The organism is Cupriavidus sp. CuC1, assembly GCF_044627735.1.
GTDB lineage: Bacteria > Pseudomonadota > Gammaproteobacteria > Burkholderiales > Burkholderiaceae > Cupriavidus > Cupriavidus ulmosensis.
In genome coordinates, this window is the sequence record NZ_JBIUHC010000098.1 from 1 (window position 1) to 19,606 (window position 19,606).

The 19,606-nt window shown below is 66.4% G+C and carries 18 protein-coding genes; 6 read left to right on the forward strand and 12 right to left on the reverse strand.

What is annotated here, in order from left to right; all coding sequences use genetic code 11:
• Positions 1 to 238: 238 nt before the first annotated feature.
• From ACGLHR_RS33095 to ACGLHR_RS33115, 5 genes are all read right to left on the reverse strand, one after another.
• A complete protein-coding gene (locus ACGLHR_RS33095) occupies positions 239 to 463 on the reverse strand; it encodes a formate dehydrogenase subunit delta (protein WP_400099090.1) in 225 nt (74 codons plus the stop codon).
• A complete protein-coding gene (fdhD, locus tag ACGLHR_RS33100; protein ID WP_400099092.1) occupies positions 460 to 1,332 on the reverse strand; it encodes a formate dehydrogenase accessory sulfurtransferase FdhD in 873 nt (290 codons plus the stop codon). The genes ACGLHR_RS33095 and fdhD overlap by 4 nt, the downstream gene beginning before the upstream one ends.
• The gene (gene fdhF, locus ACGLHR_RS33105) at positions 1,329 to 4,184 is read right to left on the reverse strand and encodes a formate dehydrogenase subunit alpha (protein ID WP_400099093.1); all 2,856 of its coding nucleotides are present in this window, start codon (positions 4,182 to 4,184) and stop codon (positions 1,329 to 1,331) included. Before fdhF ends, fdhD begins: the two co-directional genes overlap by 4 nt.
• 90 nt (positions 4,185 to 4,274) lie before the next feature.
• Positions 4,275 to 5,828, reverse strand: coding sequence for a formate dehydrogenase beta subunit (locus ACGLHR_RS33110; RefSeq protein ID WP_400099095.1), 1,554 nt, complete (start codon positions 5,826 to 5,828; stop codon positions 4,275 to 4,277).
• A complete protein-coding gene (locus ACGLHR_RS33115; protein ID WP_400099097.1) occupies positions 5,825 to 6,346 on the reverse strand; it encodes a formate dehydrogenase subunit gamma in 522 nt (173 codons plus the stop codon). The genes ACGLHR_RS33110 and ACGLHR_RS33115 overlap by 4 nt, the downstream gene beginning before the upstream one ends.
• 287 nt (positions 6,347 to 6,633) lie before the next feature.
• Here ACGLHR_RS33115 and ACGLHR_RS33120 point away from each other — a divergent pair, with 287 nt between their 5' ends.
• The gene (locus tag ACGLHR_RS33120; protein WP_400099099.1) at positions 6,634 to 7,731 is read left to right on the forward strand and encodes a substrate-binding domain-containing protein; all 1,098 of its coding nucleotides are present in this window, start codon (positions 6,634 to 6,636) and stop codon (positions 7,729 to 7,731) included.
• 21 nt (positions 7,732 to 7,752) lie between these two features.
• On the opposite strand, the gene ACGLHR_RS33125 is transcribed toward ACGLHR_RS33120, so the two are convergent.
• The 3 genes from ACGLHR_RS33125 to ACGLHR_RS33135 form a co-directional block, all read right to left on the reverse strand.
• The gene (locus ACGLHR_RS33125; protein ID WP_267605692.1) at positions 7,753 to 8,076 is read right to left on the reverse strand and encodes a hypothetical protein; all 324 of its coding nucleotides are present in this window, start codon (positions 8,074 to 8,076) and stop codon (positions 7,753 to 7,755) included.
• Positions 8,077 to 8,165: 89 nt separating this feature from the next.
• Positions 8,166 to 9,812 (reverse strand): hemagglutinin, encoded by a 1,647-nt coding sequence (locus tag ACGLHR_RS33130; RefSeq protein WP_400099101.1) that lies wholly within the window; start codon positions 9,810 to 9,812, stop codon positions 8,166 to 8,168.
• A gap of 160 nt (positions 9,813 to 9,972) precedes the next feature.
• A complete protein-coding gene (locus tag ACGLHR_RS33135; protein WP_400099102.1) occupies positions 9,973 to 11,283 on the reverse strand; it encodes a cation:proton antiporter in 1,311 nt (436 codons plus the stop codon).
• 216 nt (positions 11,284 to 11,499) lie between these two features.
• Between ACGLHR_RS33135 and ACGLHR_RS33140 the strand changes: the two genes are divergently transcribed.
• Together ACGLHR_RS33140 and ACGLHR_RS33145 are read left to right on the forward strand one after the other, a co-directional pair.
• Positions 11,500 to 12,390 (forward strand): alpha/beta hydrolase, encoded by an 891-nt coding sequence (locus tag ACGLHR_RS33140; RefSeq protein ID WP_400099104.1) that lies wholly within the window; start codon positions 11,500 to 11,502, stop codon positions 12,388 to 12,390.
• A complete protein-coding gene (locus tag ACGLHR_RS33145; protein WP_400099106.1) occupies positions 12,387 to 12,575 on the forward strand; it encodes a DUF1289 domain-containing protein in 189 nt (62 codons plus the stop codon). The genes ACGLHR_RS33140 and ACGLHR_RS33145 overlap by 4 nt, the downstream gene beginning before the upstream one ends.
• 54 nt (positions 12,576 to 12,629) lie before the next feature.
• On the opposite strand, the gene ppk2 is transcribed toward ACGLHR_RS33145, so the two are convergent.
• The 4 genes from ppk2 to hisN form a co-directional block, all read right to left on the reverse strand.
• The gene (ppk2, locus tag ACGLHR_RS33150) at positions 12,630 to 13,547 is read right to left on the reverse strand and encodes a polyphosphate kinase 2 (RefSeq protein ID WP_267605688.1); all 918 of its coding nucleotides are present in this window, start codon (positions 13,545 to 13,547) and stop codon (positions 12,630 to 12,632) included.
• An 82-nt stretch (positions 13,548 to 13,629) separates the two neighbouring features.
• Entirely contained in the window at positions 13,630 to 14,649 is a 1,020-nt protein-coding gene (locus ACGLHR_RS33155) for a transporter (protein WP_400099108.1), read from the reverse strand.
• Positions 14,650 to 15,162: 513 nt separating this feature from the next.
• On the reverse strand, positions 15,163 to 16,416 hold the full coding sequence (locus ACGLHR_RS33160; RefSeq protein ID WP_400099110.1) for an Hsp70 family protein: 1,254 nt from the start codon (positions 16,414 to 16,416) through the stop codon (positions 15,163 to 15,165).
• A gap of 136 nt (positions 16,417 to 16,552) precedes the next feature.
• On the reverse strand, positions 16,553 to 17,344 hold the full coding sequence (gene hisN / locus ACGLHR_RS33165; RefSeq protein WP_400099112.1) for a histidinol-phosphatase: 792 nt from the start codon (positions 17,342 to 17,344) through the stop codon (positions 16,553 to 16,555).
• 394 nt (positions 17,345 to 17,738) lie between these two features.
• Here hisN and ACGLHR_RS33170 point away from each other — a divergent pair, with 394 nt between their 5' ends.
• The 3 genes from ACGLHR_RS33170 (at position 17,739) to ACGLHR_RS33180 (ending at position 19,550) form a co-directional block, all read left to right on the forward strand.
• A complete protein-coding gene (locus ACGLHR_RS33170) occupies positions 17,739 to 18,377 on the forward strand; it encodes a cytochrome b/b6 domain-containing protein (RefSeq protein ID WP_400099114.1) in 639 nt (212 codons plus the stop codon).
• Positions 18,378 to 18,442: 65 nt separating this feature from the next.
• The gene (locus tag ACGLHR_RS33175) at positions 18,443 to 19,216 is read left to right on the forward strand and encodes a molybdopterin-dependent oxidoreductase (RefSeq protein WP_400099116.1); all 774 of its coding nucleotides are present in this window, start codon (positions 18,443 to 18,445) and stop codon (positions 19,214 to 19,216) included.
• 61 nt (positions 19,217 to 19,277) lie between these two features.
• Entirely contained in the window at positions 19,278 to 19,550 is a 273-nt protein-coding gene (locus ACGLHR_RS33180) for a pentapeptide MXKDX repeat protein (RefSeq protein ID WP_400099118.1), read from the forward strand.
• Positions 19,551 to 19,606 lie beyond the last annotated feature (56 nt).

The following is a 19,606-nucleotide window of genomic DNA, read 5'->3' on the forward strand; positions in this document are numbered from 1 at the left end:
GATCGCTTTCTTTTGGTTACTTTTCTTTACGAGTAAAGAAAAGTGACATCTCACACGTTCTAAAACGGCCAACACCGCCCAGCCGCGACAGCAGCTAGAAGCGCTAAAACACTACCCACTCACGCCTATTCTGCATCAGCAGCTAGAAGCTTTAAAACACCGCCCACCCACACCCCATGCCAGCACGCCAGCCTGTCAGCCTGAAAATAATCCAGCGCTGAAAGCGCGAACAATCACCTCACTGCAGCAACGCGCGATGCCGCGTCACCGCCAGCAGCACGATCTCGTCCAGCCCGGCATCGTCATTGCCGTCCAGCCGCTCCAGCAATGCGCGCCGCATGCGCGGCTCCCAGAAGCGCTTGATATGGCCGGCGATATCCGCCACGGCTTCCTCGCGGTCCGGCATGGCTTCGAAGAAGGTGCCGATCTGGTTCGCCATCTTGACGAGGTTCTCGGAGTTCATGCCTGTTCCGTCCTGCTGTGCAAACGTTGGGGGTGAGAGTAGACCACGTGGCGGCCCGCGCGCACAAAGCCGGCCAGCGTGACGCCGGTATCGATCGCCAGGCGTACCGCGAGCGCGGTCGGGCCGGAGACGGCGGCCAGCATGCCAACGCCGGCGCTGGCGGTCTTCAGCACCATTTCGTAGCTGGCGCGGCTGGTCACCAGCACGGCGCCGCGCGAGCGGTCTTCGCCGCCGCGCGCCAGCGCGCCGATCAGTTTGTCGAGCGCGTTGTGGCGGCCCACGTCTTCACGGACCAGCGCCACGTGGCCGTCGGCGCGCAGCCAGGCGGCGGCGTGCGTGGAGCCGGTGTGGCACAGCAGTTCCTGCCGGGTCTGCAACTGCGCGAACGCGGCGTACAGCACCTCGTCGCTGAAGCTGGCGCTGCTACTCACCGGCGCTGGCGCGCGCATGACTTCCTGCAGCGATTCGGTGCCGCACAGGCCGCAGCCGGTGCGGCCCGCCATGGCGCGGCGGCGGTCCTTGAGCGCGGCGAAGGCTTGCGCAGCGATGCGCAGCTTCACCGCGATGCCCTCGGGGCGAACCTCGGTGTCGATTTCATAGACGTCGCGCGGGCTGGCCACCAGCCCTTCGCTCAGGCTGAAGCCCAGCGCGAAGTCTTCGAGGTCTGCCGGAGACGCCAGCATGACCGCGTGCGAGATGCCGTTGTACTCGAGCGCGACCGGCATTTCCTCGGCGATCTCGTCGTCCTCCAGCGCCAGCTCGCCCAGGCGGCAGCGGCTGACGGCGAAGGTGCTGTGCGTGGGCGGCTCGGCATCGCTGCAAGGCGCCGCCGCATCGGACCTGGCCATGGCGAGTTCGCAGAGTGTCATGCCGACCCCGCCTCGGCGCCGGCCGCCTGCAGCAATTGCATCTGCTGCTCGTGGAAGTCGCGATACTGGCGCTGCCATTCAGAGGGCTGCGCCACCGGCATGACCTGCACCGCGGTGACCTTGTACTCGGGGCAGTTGGTGGCCCAGTCCGAGTTATCGGTGGTGATCACATTCGCGCCGGACTCGGGGAAGTGGAAGGTGGTGTACACCACGCCCGGCTGCATGCGCTCGCTGACGATGGCGCGCAGCACGGTTTCCCCCGCGCGGCTCTGCACGCCGACCCAGTCGCCGTCCTTGATGCCGCGTTCCTCGGCATCGTGCGGATGGATCTCCAGGCGGTCCTCGTCGTGCCACATCACGTTGTCGGTGCGGCGCGTCTGGGCGCCCACGTTGTACTGCGACAGGATGCGCCCGGTAGTGAGAATCAGCGGGAACTTGCGATTCACGCGCTCAGCCGTGGGCACATAGCGGGTGATGATGAACTTGCCCTTGCCCCGCACGAAGGCGTCGATGTGCATGGTCGGCGTGCCCTCGGGCGCGGCGTCGTTGCACGGCCACTGGATGCTGCCGAGTTCCTCCAGCCGCTGGTAGCTGACACCGCTAAAGGTCGGCGTGAGCCGCGCGATCTCGTCCATGATCTCGGACGGATGCTTGTACTCCATCGGGTAGCCCAGCGCATTGGACAGCAGCACGGTGGCTTCCCAGTCGGCATAGCGGGCCTTGGGCGGCATCACCTTGCGCACGCGCGAAATGCGGCGCTCGGCGTTGGTGAAGGTGCCGTCCTTCTCCAGGAACGACGAGCCCGGCAGGAACACGTGCGCGTACTTGGCGGTCTCGTTGAGGAAGATGTCCTGCACCACGATGCACTCCATGGCCGAGAGCGCAGCCGACACATGCTGCGTGTTGGGGTCGGACTGCACGATATCTTCGCCCTGGCAGTACAGGCCCATGAAGCTGCCCGACAGCGCAGCCTCGAACATATTGGGGATGCGCAGGCCAGGTTCCGGGCTGATCTCCACGTTCCACGCGGATTCGAACAGGCCGCGCGTGGTGGAGTCCGACACATGGCGGTAGCCCGGCAACTCGTGCGGGAACGAGCCGATATCGCAGGAGCCCTGCACATTGTTCTGCCCGCGCAGCGGGTTCACGCCCACGCCTTCGCGGCCGATATTGCCTGTGCACATGGCGAGGTTGGCGATGCCCATCACTGTCGTCGAGCCTTGCGCATGCTCGGTCACGCCCAGGCCGTAGTAGATCGCGGCATTGCCGCCGGTGGCGTACAGGCGTGCCGCGCCGCGCAGTTGCTCGGCGGGGATGCCGGTGATCTCGGCCATCGCTTCCGGCGAGTTCTCCGGCAGCATGACAAAGTCGCGCCACTGCTGGAACGCACGGTCCTCGCAGCGCTCGGCGATGAACGATTCGGCCATCAGGCCCTCGCTGACGATCACATGCGCCATCGAGGTCACTACGGCCACATTCGTGCCGGGACGCAGTTGCAGGTGGAAGTCGGCACGCACGTGCGGCGAATCCACCAGGTCGATGCGGCGCGGATCGATCACGATCAGCTTGGCGCCGGCGCGCAGGCGCTTCTTCATGCGCGAGGCAAACACGGGGTGGCCATCGGTGGGGTTGGCGCCCATCACCATGATGACGTCGGCCTTCTCCACCGAGCGGAAGGTCTGCGTGCCAGCGGATTCCCCCAGCGTCTGCTTGAGGCCGTAGCCGGTGGGCGAGTGGCAAACCCGCGCGCAGGTATCGACGTTGTTGTTGCCGAAGGCGGCGCGCACCAGCTTTTGCACCAGGTAGCCTTCCTCGTTGGTACAGCGCGAGGACACGATGCCACCGATGGAGTCCCGGCCATGCTTGGCCTGGATGCGCTTGAACTCGGAGGCTGCGTAGCTGATCGCCTCTTCCCACGACACTTCGCGCCACGGGTCGGTGATCCTGGCGCGGATCATCGGGTTCAGGATGCGGTCCTTGTGAGTCGCGTAGCCAAAGGCGAAACGACCCTTCACGCACGAGTGGCCCTCGTTGGCCTGGCCGTTCTTGTACGGCACCATGCGCACCACTTCATTGCCCTTCATCTCCGCCTTGAAGGCACAGCCCACGCCGCAGTAGGCGCAGGTGGTGACCTTGCTGTGCTCGGGCTGGCCCATGCGGATGATGGAGGTCTCGGCCAGCGTGGCGGTGGGGCAAGCCTGCACGCAGGCGCCGCACGACACGCAGTCGGAATCCATGAAGCTGTCGCCCTGCCCCGCCGTCACGCGCGAATCGAAGCCGCGGCCGCTGATGGTGAGCGCGAAGGTGCCCTGGGTTTCCTCGCAGGCCCGCACGCAGCGGTTGCACACGATGCACTTGGAGGGATCGTAGGTGAAGTACGGGTTGGACTCGTCCTTGGCCTCGGCGCGATGGTTGGCGCCGTCGTAGCCGTAGCGCACCTCGCGCAGGCCCACCACGCCGGCCATGTCCTGCAGCTCGCAGTTGCCGTTGGTGGGACAAGTCAGGCAGTCCAGCGGGTGGTCGGAGATATACAGCTCCATCACGCCGCGGCGCAGGTCGGCCAGCTTGTCGGTCTGGGTCTTGACCTTCATGCCGGCTTCGGCCGGCGTGGTGCAGGAGGCGGGGAAGCCGCGCCGTCCTTCGATCTCGACCAGGCACAGGCGGCAGGAGCCGAAGGACTTGAGGCTGTCGGTGGCGCACAGCTTGGGTACGTTCACACCGGCGTGCACGGCGGCCCGCATCAGCGAGGTGCCGGCGGGCACGGTCACGTCGACGCCGTCGATCTCAAGGGTGACCTGCTGTTGCGCATCGCTGGCCGGCGTACCGTAGTCGATTTCGTTGCGTGTGTTCAAGACGGACTCCCGCTGCGGCCCGGGGGCCGCGTACTGGTGATTCAGAGGGGCGCTGAAGCTGCGCCGGTTCGATGTGCCGTTGCGCTGGGTTCAGGCAGCCTTGGCTGGCACGGCCACGCCGAAATCTTCCGGAAACTCGTCGAGCGCCGACAGCACCGGGTAGGGCGTCATGCCGCCCATGGCGCACAGCGATCCGCCCAGCATGGTGTCGCACAGGTCGCGCACCAGCTTGACGTGCTTCACCGGCTGGTCGCCCGCGATGATCTTGTCGATCACCTCGACGCCGCGCGTGGAGCCGATCCGGCACGGCGTGCACTTGCCGCAGGATTCGATGGCGCAGAACGCCATCGCGTAGCGCGCCTGCCTGGCCATGTCGACGGTGTCGTCGAACACCACGATGCCGCCGTGGCCCAGCACCGCGCCAAAGGCCGCGAACGCTTCATAGTCCATCGGCGTATCAAGCCGCGAGACCGGCAGGTAGGCGCCCAGCGGACCACCCACCTGTACCGCGCGGATCGCCCGACCGCTGCGCGTGCCCTGCCCGTAGTCCTCCAGCAGTTCACGCAGCGTCACGCCGAAGGCTTTCTCCACCAGCCCGCCCTGCCGCACATTGCCGGCGATCTGGAACGGTAGCGTGCCGCGCGAGCGGCCCATGCCGAAGTCGCGGTAGTACTGCGCGCCGCGCGCCAGGATCACCGGCACGGTGGCCAGCGAGATCACGTTGTTGATGATGGTGGGCTTGCCGAACAGCCCTTCGATGGCCGGCAGCGGCGGCTTGGCGCGCACCACGCCGCGCTTGCCCTCCAGGCTCTCCAGCAGCGCGGTTTCCTCGCCGCACACATAGGCGCCGGCACCCTTGCGCACTTCCAGTTGGAAGCGCCGGCCGCTGCCGCGGATATCGTCGCCCAGCCAGCCGGCCGACTGCGCGACGCCGATGGCGGCTTCCAGCACGGCGATAGCGTGCGGGTACTCCGAGCGCACGTAGATATAGCCATGCTCCGCGCCGACAGCGAGGCCGGCGATGGTCATGCCTTCGATCAGCATGAACGGGTCGCCTTCCATCACCATGCGGTCTGAGAAGGTGCCGGAGTCACCCTCGTCGGCATTGCACACCACGTACTTGGTGGCCGACTGCGCGTTCAGCACCGTCTGCCACTTGATGCCCGTGGGAAATGCCGCGCCGCCGCGCCCGCGCAAACCGGAATCGGTCACCTCGCGCACGATCTGCGCGCCGTCCAGCGCCAGCGCGCGGGTCAGGCCGGCGTAGCCATCGTGCGCAATGTAGTCGGCGAGCGAGAGCGGATCGGTGATGCCCATGCGGGCAAAGGTCAGGCGCTCCTGGCCCTTGAGGAACGGGATTTCCTCGGTTAGCCCAAGCGCCAGCGCGTGCTCGCCACCGGCCAGGAAATCCGCATCGAACAGCGCGGCGACATCTTCCGGCGCAACCGGGCCGTAGGCCACGCGCCCGGCGGCCGTCTGCACCTCGACCAGCGGCTCGAGCCAGAACAGGCCGCGCGAGCCGTTGCGCACCAGTTCGACGCTGGCGCCACGTGCGGCGGCCTCACGCGAGATGGCGCGGGCCACCGCGTCGGCGCCCATGGCCAGCGCGCTGGAATCGCGGGGGACGAAAACGGTGATGCTCATGCCGGCACCTCCGCTGCCTGATCCTGGGCGGTATCGGCGCAGGCTTTGATCAAGGCATCGAAGCGCTGCGGCGTGACGCGGCCGGCCAAAAGCCCATCGATCATCACGGCCGGGCCACAGGCGCACTGGCCGAGGCAGTACACCGGCTCGAGCGTGAATTCGCGATCGGCGGTGGTTTCATGAAATCCGCAGCCCAGCGCGCGCTCGGCGTGCGCGGCAAGGGCCTCGCTGCCAACCGACTGGCACGCTTCCGCGCGGCAGACCTGGACCACGTGCCGGCCCGGCTTGCTATCGCGAAAGTGATGATAGAAGGTCACCACGCCATGCACCTCGGCGCGCGACAGGTTGAGCGCGCGCGCAATCTCGGGCAGGGCGTCGGCGGGCACGTAGCCCACCGTATCCTGGATCTCGTGGAGGATGGGCAGCAAGGCGCCCGGCATATCGCGGCGCGCGGCCACAATGCGGGCGACCGGGTCGCGCACGGCATTAGCGGCTGATTTGGCGGCTGAATCAGACATCGTGTCTCCTGGTGGCGCAGCACGGGCCGGCGCAAGCGCCAAAGCGCAACGCCAGCGGCAGACGGTGTGGCGCATTGGCTTGCGCGTCTTGCCAGGATTGGCTGCGGGGCGCGGCACACCGTGTTACGGCGGCCGCGTTATATGCTATTTTTTTCATATATCGGGGGCTCTGACTGGGCATTCCCCATCTCGGCTGGCCAGCTAAGCTGGCTTTTCCCGGGTGCTATGCCTCTTTGAGCGGACTATAGGCAGTTGGCTGCGTTCGAGCAATATGCTATTTTTCTCATATGATTCGTATCTCGATCCTGCCCCACCTCCAAATTCGCGACGATAGCGACGCCGCCAGCGCCCCACTCGACGTGTCACGCCTGGTGGCCTTGCTCGGGCATATCGAGCGCACAGGCAGCATCAGCCAGTCGGCGCAGGCCACCGGCCTGTCCTACCGCTACGCCTGGGGCATCCTGCGCGACGCGCAAACCCTGTTCGGCGGCGCGCTGATTGCCAAGACCCGCGGGCGCGGCAGCGCGCTCTCGCCGCTGGCGCAGCAACTGGTCTGGGCCAGCAAGCGCATTGCCGCGCGGCTCTCGCCCACGCTGGAAAGCCTGGCCTCGGAACTGGAAATCGAGCTGAAGAAGCTGGTCGACCAGCCGGGCCCCACGCTGCGTCTGCACGCCAGCCATGGCTTCGCGGTGGCGGCGCTGCATGACTTCCTGGATACGCACCAGGTGCGCCACGACCTGAAGTACTGCGGCAGCCTTGAGGCGGTTGCGGCACTTGCACAAGGTGCTTGCGATATTGCCGGCTTCCACGTGCCGATCGGCGAATTCGAGCGGGAAATGCTGGCGAGCTTTGCCACGTGGATTCGCCCCGAGACCCATTGCCTGATCCAGTTGGCGGTTCGCTCGCAGGGCATCTTCGTGCGCCCCGGCAATCCGAAGCAGGTCACCACGCTGGAGGATCTCTGCCGCGCCGATGTGCGCTTCGTCAACCGCCAGACCGGCTCCGGCACGCGGCTGCTGCTGGATCTGATGCTCAAGGCCCGCGGCATCGACAGCGGGCGCATCGAGGGTTACAGCAATGGCGAGTTCACCCATGCCGCAGTGGCCGCCTACATCGGCAGCGGCATGGCGGATGCGGGATTCGGCGTGGAAACCGCGGCGCGCCGCTTTGGGCTGGATTTCGTGCCGGTGCTCAAGGAACGGTATTTCTTTGTGATCGAGCGGGAGCGCCTGCAAAGCCCGGCGCTGGCCGGCGCCGTGGCGGCACTCAGGAGCGCCGGTTTCCGGCAGGTGGTGGACGCCCTGCCCGGCTATGACGGCAGCCTGACGGGCACGGTACTGACACTGGAAGAGGCGTTCCCGGACCGCGCGGGCCCGAGCGGCTGACTGAGCGGGATCCGGCCGGATCTAGCGCGCAGGCCCGCCGTCCGGCGCGGCCTCGATCTGCTCGACGCGGATGGCCGGCGCCCACGTGCCCGGCTGGTTTGCGCGCAGCACGGTGCCGGTCACGCCCACCGTCTTGCCGCGCAACGCCTCGGCCTCGCCTACGGGGAATTTCTCGAGCACCCATGCCTCGCCATCGGCGGTGACCAGCATCGGTTGCTGGAACAGGGCGCTGCCCTTGACCACCACCGTGCCCGTCAAGGCGATGGAGCGCCCGGCTGGCACTGCGTGCACGCATGCGGCCAGCACCACGGACAGGGCGGCAATCAGGGACAGGATTCGATGCATGAGGTTGGTTGGGTTGACAAGTCCGGGCGGCGAACATCGCCGCCCGGGAGCCGCCGCAAGGAGATCCGGCGGTCCTGCGCCTAGCGCGTTCAGTACACCACTACGGATAGCGTAGTGCCGGCAGGCACGCGCACGGTCTCGCTGAACGTGGCGCCGACATTGCTGCGAACCACCGGAAAACTACCATACGGCTGCAACGTGGAGGGCACGGCCACCGGCAGCTTGCGCGAGGCACGGAACAGGTCCGGATCGATCAGCGGGAGCGTAAAGCCGCCATCGACACGGGCCGGGTAGCCGTAGCGCGCCGGTGACGAGGCGGCTGGCATCAGCGAATTGCTGGTGACGGTCCAGCGCATCAGTTCCGGGGTGAAGCCGGAGTCCGGGCGCGCGGCCTTGATGGCCTGGTCGAGCACGGTCTTGGAATCCGCGCTGGAAGTGCGGCCCAGCAGGTCCTTGTAGAAGGCCAGTCCGAGCTGCCGGTCAAGGAAGCCGCCGAAGCTGCCCGACACCGAATAGCTCTCGCAGCTAGCGCCGAAGCCGGTGAAGTTCAGCATGTTGCAGTTGTAGTTGCCATTGCCGTAGCTCACGTAGTCCCTGAAGCGCACGTCGCGGATCGCGTTGTAGCTGGCGTCGATGGTGTTGCTGGCAAAGTCCTCCATCATCATCGCGGACATTTCTTCCAGCCAGCTGTCGAATGCGTACTGCTGGCCGGCCTTGACGCCGCGGCGGTAGAAGTTCTGCATATGCATCCCCTCGTGCGCCATGGTCATCTTCATCGACTTCAGGCCTTCGGCACCGCCCAGGTACAGGGTCTCGGAATCAAGATAGAGCGACAGCGACTCGTTGCTGCGCGAATCCGAGGTGGCCTTCAGGTTGTGCAGGCCCCAGAAATAGCCCACGGTACCAAATGGCTTGTTGTTGTTGTCGAAGTTGAGCACGACGATATCCACCGGCTGGCCGCTGCCGGCGATGAGGTTGTTGTAGCTGTGCGCGCCCCACAAGGGGCCGCCGACCGAGGTCAGCACGTCGTAGATGCCGCCGCCGCCGGCGAAGGCCGCGGCCAGCGTGTCGACGAGGGTGCCGGTGATCTTGCCGGGCACCGACTCGGTGGTCTCCACCCAGATGTTGACGGTGGTGGTGTCTCCCGTGGTCACTTGCTTGACCAGCGTGGCGGCGCGGCGCGTGCCGTCGGTGTGATACCAGCTCTTGGTATCGTTGACCACCGAAGCGAGCGGCGGTGGCGGCGCGATCTCCGAGAGGCTGGCCACGCGCTTGCCGCCGGCCAGTGCCGCCCAGCCGGCGCGATTGAACTCGGCGATGTCGCGCAGCGTTTGTTCGTCCTGCCCGGCGGAAACCGACTGGATCGAGAGGTTGCCCAGCACGGGCTCGATGACCGACAGGGACAGGCTGGCCGGCATGGCCTGCGCCGCGGCGCCGTTGGTGTAGAGCAGCGTCACGGCCTTGCCGTTCACGCCGCCGATGGCAACCGGCACGTCGACTGGCACGCCGTTGGTGTTGGAGGCGGACCAGACGCCGACGCCGGAACCCGAGTAATTGCTCGCGTCCACGGCGCTGCAGCCGCTGCAAGCGGGCGCCAACGTGGGTGGCACCGCTGGTACGGGCGCGTTGACGACTGGCACCTGGTTGGCAGCGGGCGCATCGCCGCCACCGCCACCACAGGCGGCGACAGACATGGCGGCCAGCAGGGCGGCCAGCAGGCCTGTGTGTTGGCGCAAGAGAGGACCCCTCATGTTCTAAAGCTCCGATTCTTGTTTTATGGATGCCGGCCTGGGCGGACGAGGCCCAAGCCACACAAATAACGGCATCCGGAACAAGAGCTTTAACGCGGGAGAAAATTGTCGGCGGGCGCCAGAACCGGCGCGCACGCCAACGGATTCAGGCCTTGGCGGCGCCGCGCCAGCGCCGGTACATCGCCATCAGGGGCGTGGCCGACGAGCCATGCAGCACCACCGATAGCACCACCACGCAGAGCGTGGCGTCGGCCAGCATGGCCCCATGGCGGAAATCCGCGCCATGCGCAAGGGCATAGGCCAGGTAGTAGACCGAGCCGATGCCGCGCACGCCGAACCAGGCCATGAGCCGGCGCTGCGCCGGCTGCAGCGCAACGCCGATGGTCGAGATCGCCACGGCCAGCGGACGCACGACCAGGATCAGCGCCAGCCCCAGGCCGAGGTACTCCCAGTGCAGCATCCGCACGGACAGCAGCGCGCCCACCGCCACCATCACGCTAAGCTCGGCGAGCCGCTCCAGGTCCAGCGAGAACTCGCTGACGGTATGGGCCAGGTAGGCGGCAGCCTTGTCGTGCTGCACGGCCGTGCTCTCCTGCTCCGAGAACACCGTCGCGCCCAGCACTTCGTCGGGCTCGATGTCCTGGTTCTCCTCGTGCTCGACGTGGCGCATGGCCATGCCGGCGGCAAACACCGCCAGGAAGCCGTAGCTGTGCACGGCCAGCGCGGCGCCGTAAGCCACCCCGATCAGGCCGACGGCGAAGAAGCTCTCCATGCCGACCGCGCCACGCCGGCGCTTGCGCAGGCCCAGCACCGCGCGGCTGCACAGCCAGCCCATGCTCCAGCCCAGCGCCAGGCCGGCCAGGGAAGCCCACAGCAGGTCGACCCATAGCCAGCGCTGCCAGGCAATGGGATCCTGCCCGCCCATCAGGCCAAGCGCGAGGATGACGAAGGGAAACGCGGCGCCGTCGTTGAGCCCGCCCTCCCCGGTCAGGCTAAAGCGCATCCGGTCGCGGTCCTGCGTATCCTCGACCTGCACGTCGGAGGCCAGCACCGGATCGGTGGGCGCCAGGATGGCCGCGAGCAGCAGGGCCACGCCCGCCGGCAAGCCCATGATCCAGAAACCGATCGCGAACAGCATGGCGATGGTCAGCAGCATGCCCACCGTGGCCAGCCGCAGCGCAATGCGCCAGAGGCGATCGCGCGGATGCACACGCAGCCGCAGCCCCACCGCGAACAGCGATACCAGCAGGGCGATCTCGGTCACGATCTCCAGCGCGGCCGCATGATCGCGATCCGTCACGTCGCCCCGGATCAGGCCAAGCCCCCATGGCCCGAGCCCGATGCCGAACAGCAGGTAGAGCGCCGACGCCGACAGCGGCAGCCGCTTTACCTGCGAACTGATCAAGCCCATGGTGATGAGCAGCGCGCCGATGACCCATGCCCAGGTGCCGAACAAGGAGTACCTCCTGTAGCGAGCCTTCACTGAGAGTAGTCGAAGCCAGGCAGGGTGCGCACCGGTGCGAGGCTTGCGTGGCACTCAACTTGCTGCGCATCCGCCGGATGCCCGGCGGCCAGGCCTTGCCTCCCGGCCCGCCGCGCACCACGGCAAGCACTGCGCGCAACTATGCAAGAATGGCTGGCGGCAGTTGAAAAAATTACCGACGAGGAAGCCTTGCCAAGGTTCAGACCGCGCCTTCTTTCACTCCTCCTGGCGCTGCCGCTGGTCGGCCTTGGCGCCTGCTCCACGTCGGACGTGCTCAATGGCTTAACCCAAAGCAAAGCCTATGCCCTGAGCGCCAGCGTGCCCTACGGCGACGGCGCGCGCGCCAGGCTCGACATCTACGCGCCACGCCAGCCTGCGTGTCCAGGCAAGGCGCCGGTCGTGGTGTTCTTTTACGGGGGCACCTGGAACAGCGGCGAAAAGGCCGACTACGCCTTCGTCGCGGCAGCGCTGGCTGCGCGCGGCATCCTGACCGTGATCCCGGACTACCGCCTCTATCCCGAAGTCAGCTATCCGGATTTCCTGGTGGACAACGCGCGCGCGGTCGCGTGGACGCGGCGCGAGATCGCCAGTTACGGCGGCGACCCGCAGCGGCTGTTCCTGATGGGGCACAGCGCGGGCGGCTACAACGCCGCCATGCTCGCGCTCGATGCGCGCTGGCTCGGCCGCTTCGACATGAGCCCCACCCTGCTGCGCGGCTGGATCGGGCTGGCCGGGGTCTACGATTTCCTGCCGATCGAGAACCGCCAGGCGCAGCCGGTGTTCCATCATCCGGACTATCCACCCGGCTCGCAGCCGATCGACTACGCCGATGCACGCTCACCCGCAGCCTTCATCGGCGTGGACGACGGCGACCGCCTGGTCAACCCGCAGCGCAATTCCGCACAAATGGCCAGGCGGCTGGAACAAGGCGGCGTGCCGGTGCAGTACCGCAGCTATGCGCGCCTGTCCCACACGCTGCTGATCGGCGTGTTCGCCGACCCGCTGCACTGGCTGGCGCCGGTGCGCGACGACGTGGCCGACTTCATCCTGCGGCGCGCCGATTGCGGGAGCGCGGCATGAGCGTGGAGTCGCCCTGCGTCAAGATCTGCAAGTTCGACGACGCCACCGGCTACTTCAAGGGCTGCCTGCGCACGCGCAAGGAATGCAAGCAGTGGAAGGAACTGAAGAACAAGAAATGCAGGAAGATCATCGAGGCACGGCCGCAGCGGGAGGCGGAGCTGCGGCACGTGAAGAAGAAGGACTGAGGGAAGGACCAGACGGGACGGCAGGGCCGCGGCCCTGCCGGATGGATCGATAGCTCAGTAGATTTCCGGCACGATCATGTTGTCCGGCACCGGCTGGCGCGCGTAGTCGTCGTGCCGCTCGCGCTGCGGCAGCACCACGGCCGGCTGCACGCGCTCTTCATAAGGCATCTGCTGCAGCAGGTGATGGATGCAATTGAGGCGCGCCTTCTTCTTGTCGACCGCCTGCACCACCCACCACGGCGCCTCGTCGATATGCGTGCGCTCCAGCATGATTTCCTTGGCGCGGGTGTAGTCCTCCCAGCGCCGGCGGGATTCGAGATCCATCGGGCTGAGCTTCCACTGCTTGAGCGGATCGTGGATGCGGCTGAGGAAGCGCAGGTGCTGCTCTTCGTCGGAGATCGAGAACCAGTACTTGATCACCTGGATGCCGGAGCGCACCAGCATGCGTTCGAACTCCGGCACCGAGCGGAAGAACTCCTCGTACTGGTCGTCGGTGCAAAAACCCATCACGCGCTCCACGCCGGCGCGGTTGTACCAGCTGCGGTCGAACAGCACGATCTCGCCCGCCGCCGGCAGGTGCGAGACATAGCGCTGGAAATACCACTGGGTGCGCTCGCGGTCGTTGGGCGCCGGCAGCGCTGCCACCCGGGCCACGCGCGGATTGAGCCGCTGGGTGATGCGCTTGATCACGCCGCCCTTGCCGGCCGCGTCGCGCCCTTCAAACAGGATCACGACCTTGTGGCCGGTTTCCACCACCCAGCTTTGCAGCTTGACCAGCTCGCCCTGCAGGCGGAACAGCTCACGGAAGTACAGGCGCCGCGCGGCCCGCTCATCGTCGTCCAGGCCGCCTCCGGCGTCGCCGAACAGCGTATCGACATGGTGGTCTTCCAGCTCCAGCTCGAGTTCTTCGTCATAGTGATCGGCCACCTCGCGGTGGATACGCCGAATCAGCTCGTTCTCGTCTGGTCTCATCGCTAACTCCTGTTCGCAACAACGTGGTCACTGGCAGGCTAACCGCGAGATGTGACGTCCCCGTGAATCGTCGCCAGCGCGCTCAGTAATCTCCCTGCTTGCGGAAGGCCCAGCGCCCCGCCAGCACGGTGAAGCTGGCCACCAGCACCACCAGCACCCAGAAACCGTGTGGATGGTCCGCCAGCGGAATCCCGCCCACATTCATGCCGAAGAAGCCGGCGACGATGTTGATCGGCAGCGCCAGCACGGTGACCAGCGTCAGCGTGAACAGCGTGCGGTTGGTCTGCTCGTTGAGCTTGGCCGCGATTTCTTCCTGCAGCAGCTTGATGCGCTCGACCAGCGCCGCCAGGTCGCTCAGCACCAGCGAGAACTCCTCGGTGGATGAGCGCAGGTCGTGGATGTCCTGCTCCTGCAGCCACGCAGGTGGCCGGTTGAGCAGGCGGAACAGCGCGCCAGGCTCGGGCGCGAGCAGCCGCTGCAAGCGCACCAGGCCACGGCGCATGGAGCCGAGCTCCGCGCGGTTGCCATGCAGGCGCTGCGAAAGCAGGCGATCCTCTACCTGGTCCACGGTGCCGCTGGTTTCGCGCACGATGCGCACCAGCACCTCGGCCTGGTCGCGCAGCAAATGCACCAGCAGCGCCAGCGGCGTGTGGAACAGCTCGCCCTGGCGCACCGAGGCGCGCAGCTGGTCGACCGAGCGCAACGGCTTCATGCGCGCCGTCACCAGGATGCGGCGGTCGGCACAGGCCCACAGCGTGGAAATATCGGTGGTGCTCACGCCGAAGTTGTAGATCACGTCGTTGACCACGGCAAGCAGCGCCGTGTCGAGCCGCTCGATGCGCGTGGAGCGCGAGCCCTCGCGCAGCGCCTCGAAGAATCCCTCGGGCAGGTCGAGCTGGCCCTTGAGCCAGCGCTCGCAGGCGCTATGCGACAAATTGAAGTGCAGCCAGAGAAACTCGTCGCCCGGCGGGGGCTGCCCGAGCCACGCGGCCGCGGCGGCGGAATCGATGGGCTGGCCCGGCTCGCCGGGCAAGAAGCGAAAGCCGCTGACCAGGCCAACCGGATCGGAGCCGTAGCTGGCTTCGACGATACCCGCATGCATGTGGTGCCTCTTCAAAAACGCGAATTCGCGGAGATGGGACATTAGCATGAGGGGATGACGCGCTGCACCCGGCCACGGGCACAAGGTGGTTTAGGGTATCTCTTGCCAGCGCCCGCCGTCTCCCCCGTCCCCTCTCCCACAAGTGGGAGAGGGGAGCAAACCGGCGGGAATAGAGAACCATTCGGTGTAGCCGTGATTTCCGCCGCCCAGGCGGAAATCACCCACGCGCGATGCGAAGCGAGCCGTCAGGGTTTTCATCTCCCGTTATGGGGCGCCTCGTCGGCAGGCAAAAAGAGCGGAAAAGAGGGGGCCATGTCTGAGCATCGCCTTAAGGCGATGTGAGTTTGGCCCCCGGCCGCTCTTTTTGCCTGACGACGAGGAGTCTTTCGCCCCATCCGGGTCGCCTTCTTTGCCTACTTTCTTGGCGAGACAAGAAAGTAGGTCGCCTCCCCGCAGGGGAGGTGAAACTGCAGTTGACTTTAAGCTTTTGACAACCTACCCCACCCAATCCCCTCACCCAAACTTCCGCCGGGCATCCAGCGCCAGGCCGGAACCGATGCCGCCAAACAGATCGCCCTCGATCCGCTGCGCCCCCGGGATCAGCTCGGACAACCGCTCGCGCAGCAAAGGCACGCTGCTCGAGCCGCCGGTAAACAACACCGTGTCTATTGCATCCGCCTGCACGCCCGCATCGCGCAGCAACGCCTGCACGGTCACCTCGGTCTTGCCAACCAGCTTGCCGATGGACTGGTCAAAGTCAGCGCGGCTGATCGCCATGGTCTCGCCCGGCGCGATGCGCCCGAGGTCGAGCTGCGTCTGCGGCTCGCCCGACAAGGCGATCTTGGCGGCTTCCACCTGGATCGCCAGCCAGTGGCCGGCGCGCTGCTTGATCAGGCTGATCAGCCGGTCCAGTTTTACCTTGTCGGCGGCATCGCGATAGTTGTCCATCACGTGCGACCACGCCTTGCGGGTGTAGACCAGGTTGATGGTGTGCCAGCTCGCCAGGTCGAAGTACTGGCCCGAAGGCATCGCCTTGCCGTTGCGCAGCTCGCTGCCCAGGCCCAGGAACGGCATCACGCTCGCCAGGCTCAGGCTCTTGTCGAAGTCCGTGCCGCCGATGTGCACGCCGCCATTGGCCAGGATGTCGCCACGCCGGTCGACCTTGCCGGCCCGCTCGGGCGACAGGCGCACCAGCGAGAAGTCGGAGGTGCCACCGCCGATGTCGGCCACCAGCACCAGCTCCTCGCGCGAGATCGTGGCTTCGTAGTCGAAGGCCGCGGCGATCGGCTCGTACTGGAACTCGATGTCCTTGAAGCCGGCATCCGCGGCGATCTCGCGCAGCGTCTGCTCGGCGAGCTGGTCGGCCTTGGGGTCTTCGTCGATGAAGAACACCGGGCGGCCCAGCACGACCTTGTCGAAGCTTGCGCCGGCCGCGGTCTCGGCGCGCTGCTTGAGCTCGCCGATGAAGTGCGATAGCAGCTTGCGAAACGGCATGGCCTGGCCCATGACCTCGGTGCTGTCCTCCATCATCGAGGTGCCAAGCAGGCTCTTGAGCGAGCGCATCAACCGGCCCTCATAGCCCGCCAGGTAGTCGCCAAGCGCGGCGCGGCCATAGCTGACCAGCGGATCCTCGGAATGAAAGAAGATCACGGAGGGCAGCGTGAGCTTGCCATCTTCCAGCGGCAACAGCGTGGGTTGTCCCGGCCGGCACCAGCCCACCGTGGAATTGGACGTGCCGAAATCGAGGCCGCAAGCGTTTGACATCATGTTTCTGGTTTCTTCCCTACTGCATGGTTAAGTCCGGGCCGGGATGGCTGGGCTGGCTGGCCTGGCTTTTCCCCGCGCCGGACGTTGCGGCCAGCATGATAGCAAGCCCGGCAGGCGCCCCGAGCCACAGGAGTGCTCAAACAGGCGCATTCAGCAGCGCGAGGATTTGCTGGTGCAGCCGCGGGTCACCACAGGCAACGACTGTGCCACCCTGCTGCGCATCGCCGCCGGTCCAGCTGGTCATGACGCCGCCGGCGCCTTGCACGATGGGAATCAGCGCCTGCACGTCGTATGCCTTCAGGCCAGCCTCGACCACGGCATCTACATGGCCTGCGGCGACCATGCAGTAGGCGTAGCAATCACCGCCATAGCGCTGCATGCGAGCGGCGTCCGCCACGCGGCGGAAGGCGGCGAACTGCGCCGCGTCCTCGAACATCTCCGGCGTGGTGCACATCAGCTTGGCCTGCGCCAGGTCGGCGCACGGCCGCGTGCGCAGGGGCTGGCCGTTGAGCCATGCCTGGCTGCCATCGCCGCTGAACCGCTCGCGCGTGAACGGCTGGTCCATGATGCCGATCACCGGACGCTGGCCGTCATTGAGCGCGATCAGCGTGCCCCAGAGCGGCAGCCCCGTAATAAAGGCACGGGTGCCGTCGATGGGGTCGAGCACCCAGGTCAGCGGCGAGCTGCCGGCCACGCGGTCTTCTTCCTCGCCCAGGATGCCGTGCTCCGGGTATTTCGCCAGGATCAGGTCGCGCATGGCGCGCTCGGCGGCCTTGTCGGCCGCGGTGACCGGGTCGAAGCGCCGGCCGCCCTTGTCCTCTACCGCCGGGGCGCTGCGAAAGTACGGCAGGCTGGCGTTGCCGGCCGCCTGCGCCAGGCCTGCGGCGAAGTCCATGTATTCGGTGAGCTGCTCGGCGGTCAGTGGCATGCGGAGTTCCTGGGGTCCGTGGATGGTGTCGGGGCGATGGCGGTTTGCGGTTCCAGGCGGGCCGGGCTGCAGGCTCCTGCGCGGTGGAACAGCGCTGGCCGCGCAGCCCGCCAGCATTGTAGCGGGCCGTGGGAAGCGGGTATCGATTGCCTTTGGCGTCTCGCGGGCGGAGTGCTAATGTCAAGGGTGCGGGTAGCCGTCCATGCGTCGCCCAACAGTCCGTACCTTCTTTCGCCGAGCTCGCCGAGTGACGCCGGGGATACCCGTTGCCGACGTGCCCGCGTGCCACAAAAAATTTCCGTCCCGCGTGTAAGTTCGTGCCACCACCGTCGACAAAGGCACATAAACCGTTGCAGCCGCACCTTCGGGCGCCACGGGACATTGGAGAACGACGGTGGACACAGCCTCCCAGCTATCGCGGCCCGCGCACGGCCGCCGCGGACATTCGTCCGCCACCATCCAGCCTGCGTGGGTGCGCATCACCCATTGGATTAACGCCATCGCCGTCATCATCATGGTGATGAGCGGCTGGCGCATCTATAACGCGTCGCCGCTGTTCGGGCTGCATTTCCCCAAGGGCATCACGCTCGGCGGATGGCTGGGTGGCGCGCTGCAGTGGCACTTCGCCGCCATGTGGCTGCTGGTCGCCAACGGGCTGTTCTACCTGTTGATGAACGCCATCACCGGACGGTTCCGCCGCCGCTTCCTGCCGCTGTCGGTGCCCGCCGCGCTGCGCGATATCGCCGCGGCGCTGCGCGGCCGGCTGGCACACCCGGACCTGGCCGAATACAACGCGGCCCAGAAAGCCATGTATCTGGGCGTGGTGGTGGTCATCGTGCTCACGGTGGTGTCCGGCCTGGCGATCTGGAAGTCGGTGCAGTTCCCGCTGCTGCGCGACCTGATGGGCGGCTACGACGCGGCGCGCTGGGTCCATTTCGTGTGCATGAGCGCCATCGTGCTGTTCACCGTCGTGCATGTGGCCATGGTGGCGCTGGTACCGCGCACCTTGCTGATCATGCTGCGCGGCCGCTGAACGCCTGCCCGCCCCGAACCCAGAGAAGCCAGAGAGGCCAGGAACCCGCCTCGCGGAGAATCGCCATGAACAAACGCAAACCCATCGTCACGCTAGACCGTCGCCTGATCCTGCGCGATGCCGTGCGCGAACTCGATATGCCCTCGCGCCGCCTGTTCGCCAAGCGCGTCGTCACGCTGGGCGGGCTGTCGATGCTGACGGGCTGCAGCCTGACCGACGATGCCTCGGTGGAACGCTTCCTTACCGCGGTATCGCGCTTCAACGATCGCGTGCAAGGCTGGCTGTTCGACCCCAGCCGGCTCGCGCCTACCTATGACGAATCCCGCATGACAAGGCCGTTCCCGTTCAATGCCTTCTACGGCGAAGACGAGGTGCCCGAGGTCGACGCCAAGGATTTCCGCCTGGAAGTGGGCGGCCTGGTGGCACGCAAGGCATCCTGGACGCTCGACGAGCTCTACGCGCTGCCGCAGACCTCGCAGGTCACGCGCCATATCTGCGTGGAAGGCTGGAGCGCCATCGGCAAGTGGGGCGGCACGCCCTTCTCCGAGTTCCTGCATCGCGTGGGTGCCGACACCAGCGCGAAGTATGTGGGCTTTCGCTGCGCCGACGACTACTTCACCAGCATCGACATGCCCACCGCGCTGCACCCGCAGACGCTGCTGACCTTTACCTACGACGGGGAAACGCTGCCGCCCAAGTACGGCTTTCCCATGAAGCTGCGCATGCCGACCAAGCTTGGCTACAAGAACCCCAAGCACATCATGGCGCTGTACGTCACCAACACGTATCCCGGCGGTTACTGGGAAGACCAGGGATACAACTGGTTCGGCGGATCCTGATCCGCTTGAAATTGGCCGGCATGGTGCCGGCTTGCACACTGACCACCCCAAGGAGATCTTCATGAACAAACTTTTCGCAGCCACACTGCTCTCGACCACGATGCTGTTCGCCGGTCATGCCTTTGCCCAGGACGCCATGAAGAAGGATGCCATGAGCAATGACAGCAGCATGGCCAAGGACACCATGAGCAAGGACTCGATGAGCAAGGACAAGATGAGCAAGAGCCACGACAAGATGGGCAAGGACAAAATGGGCAAGGACAGCATGAGCAAGGACGCCATGAGCAAGGACACGATGGGCAAGGACGCCATGGGCAAGGATACGAAGCAGTGAGCATTGCGCCCGTTCGCCTGCCAGGCTAGCGGCAGGCCATGTGAAAACGCCCCGGT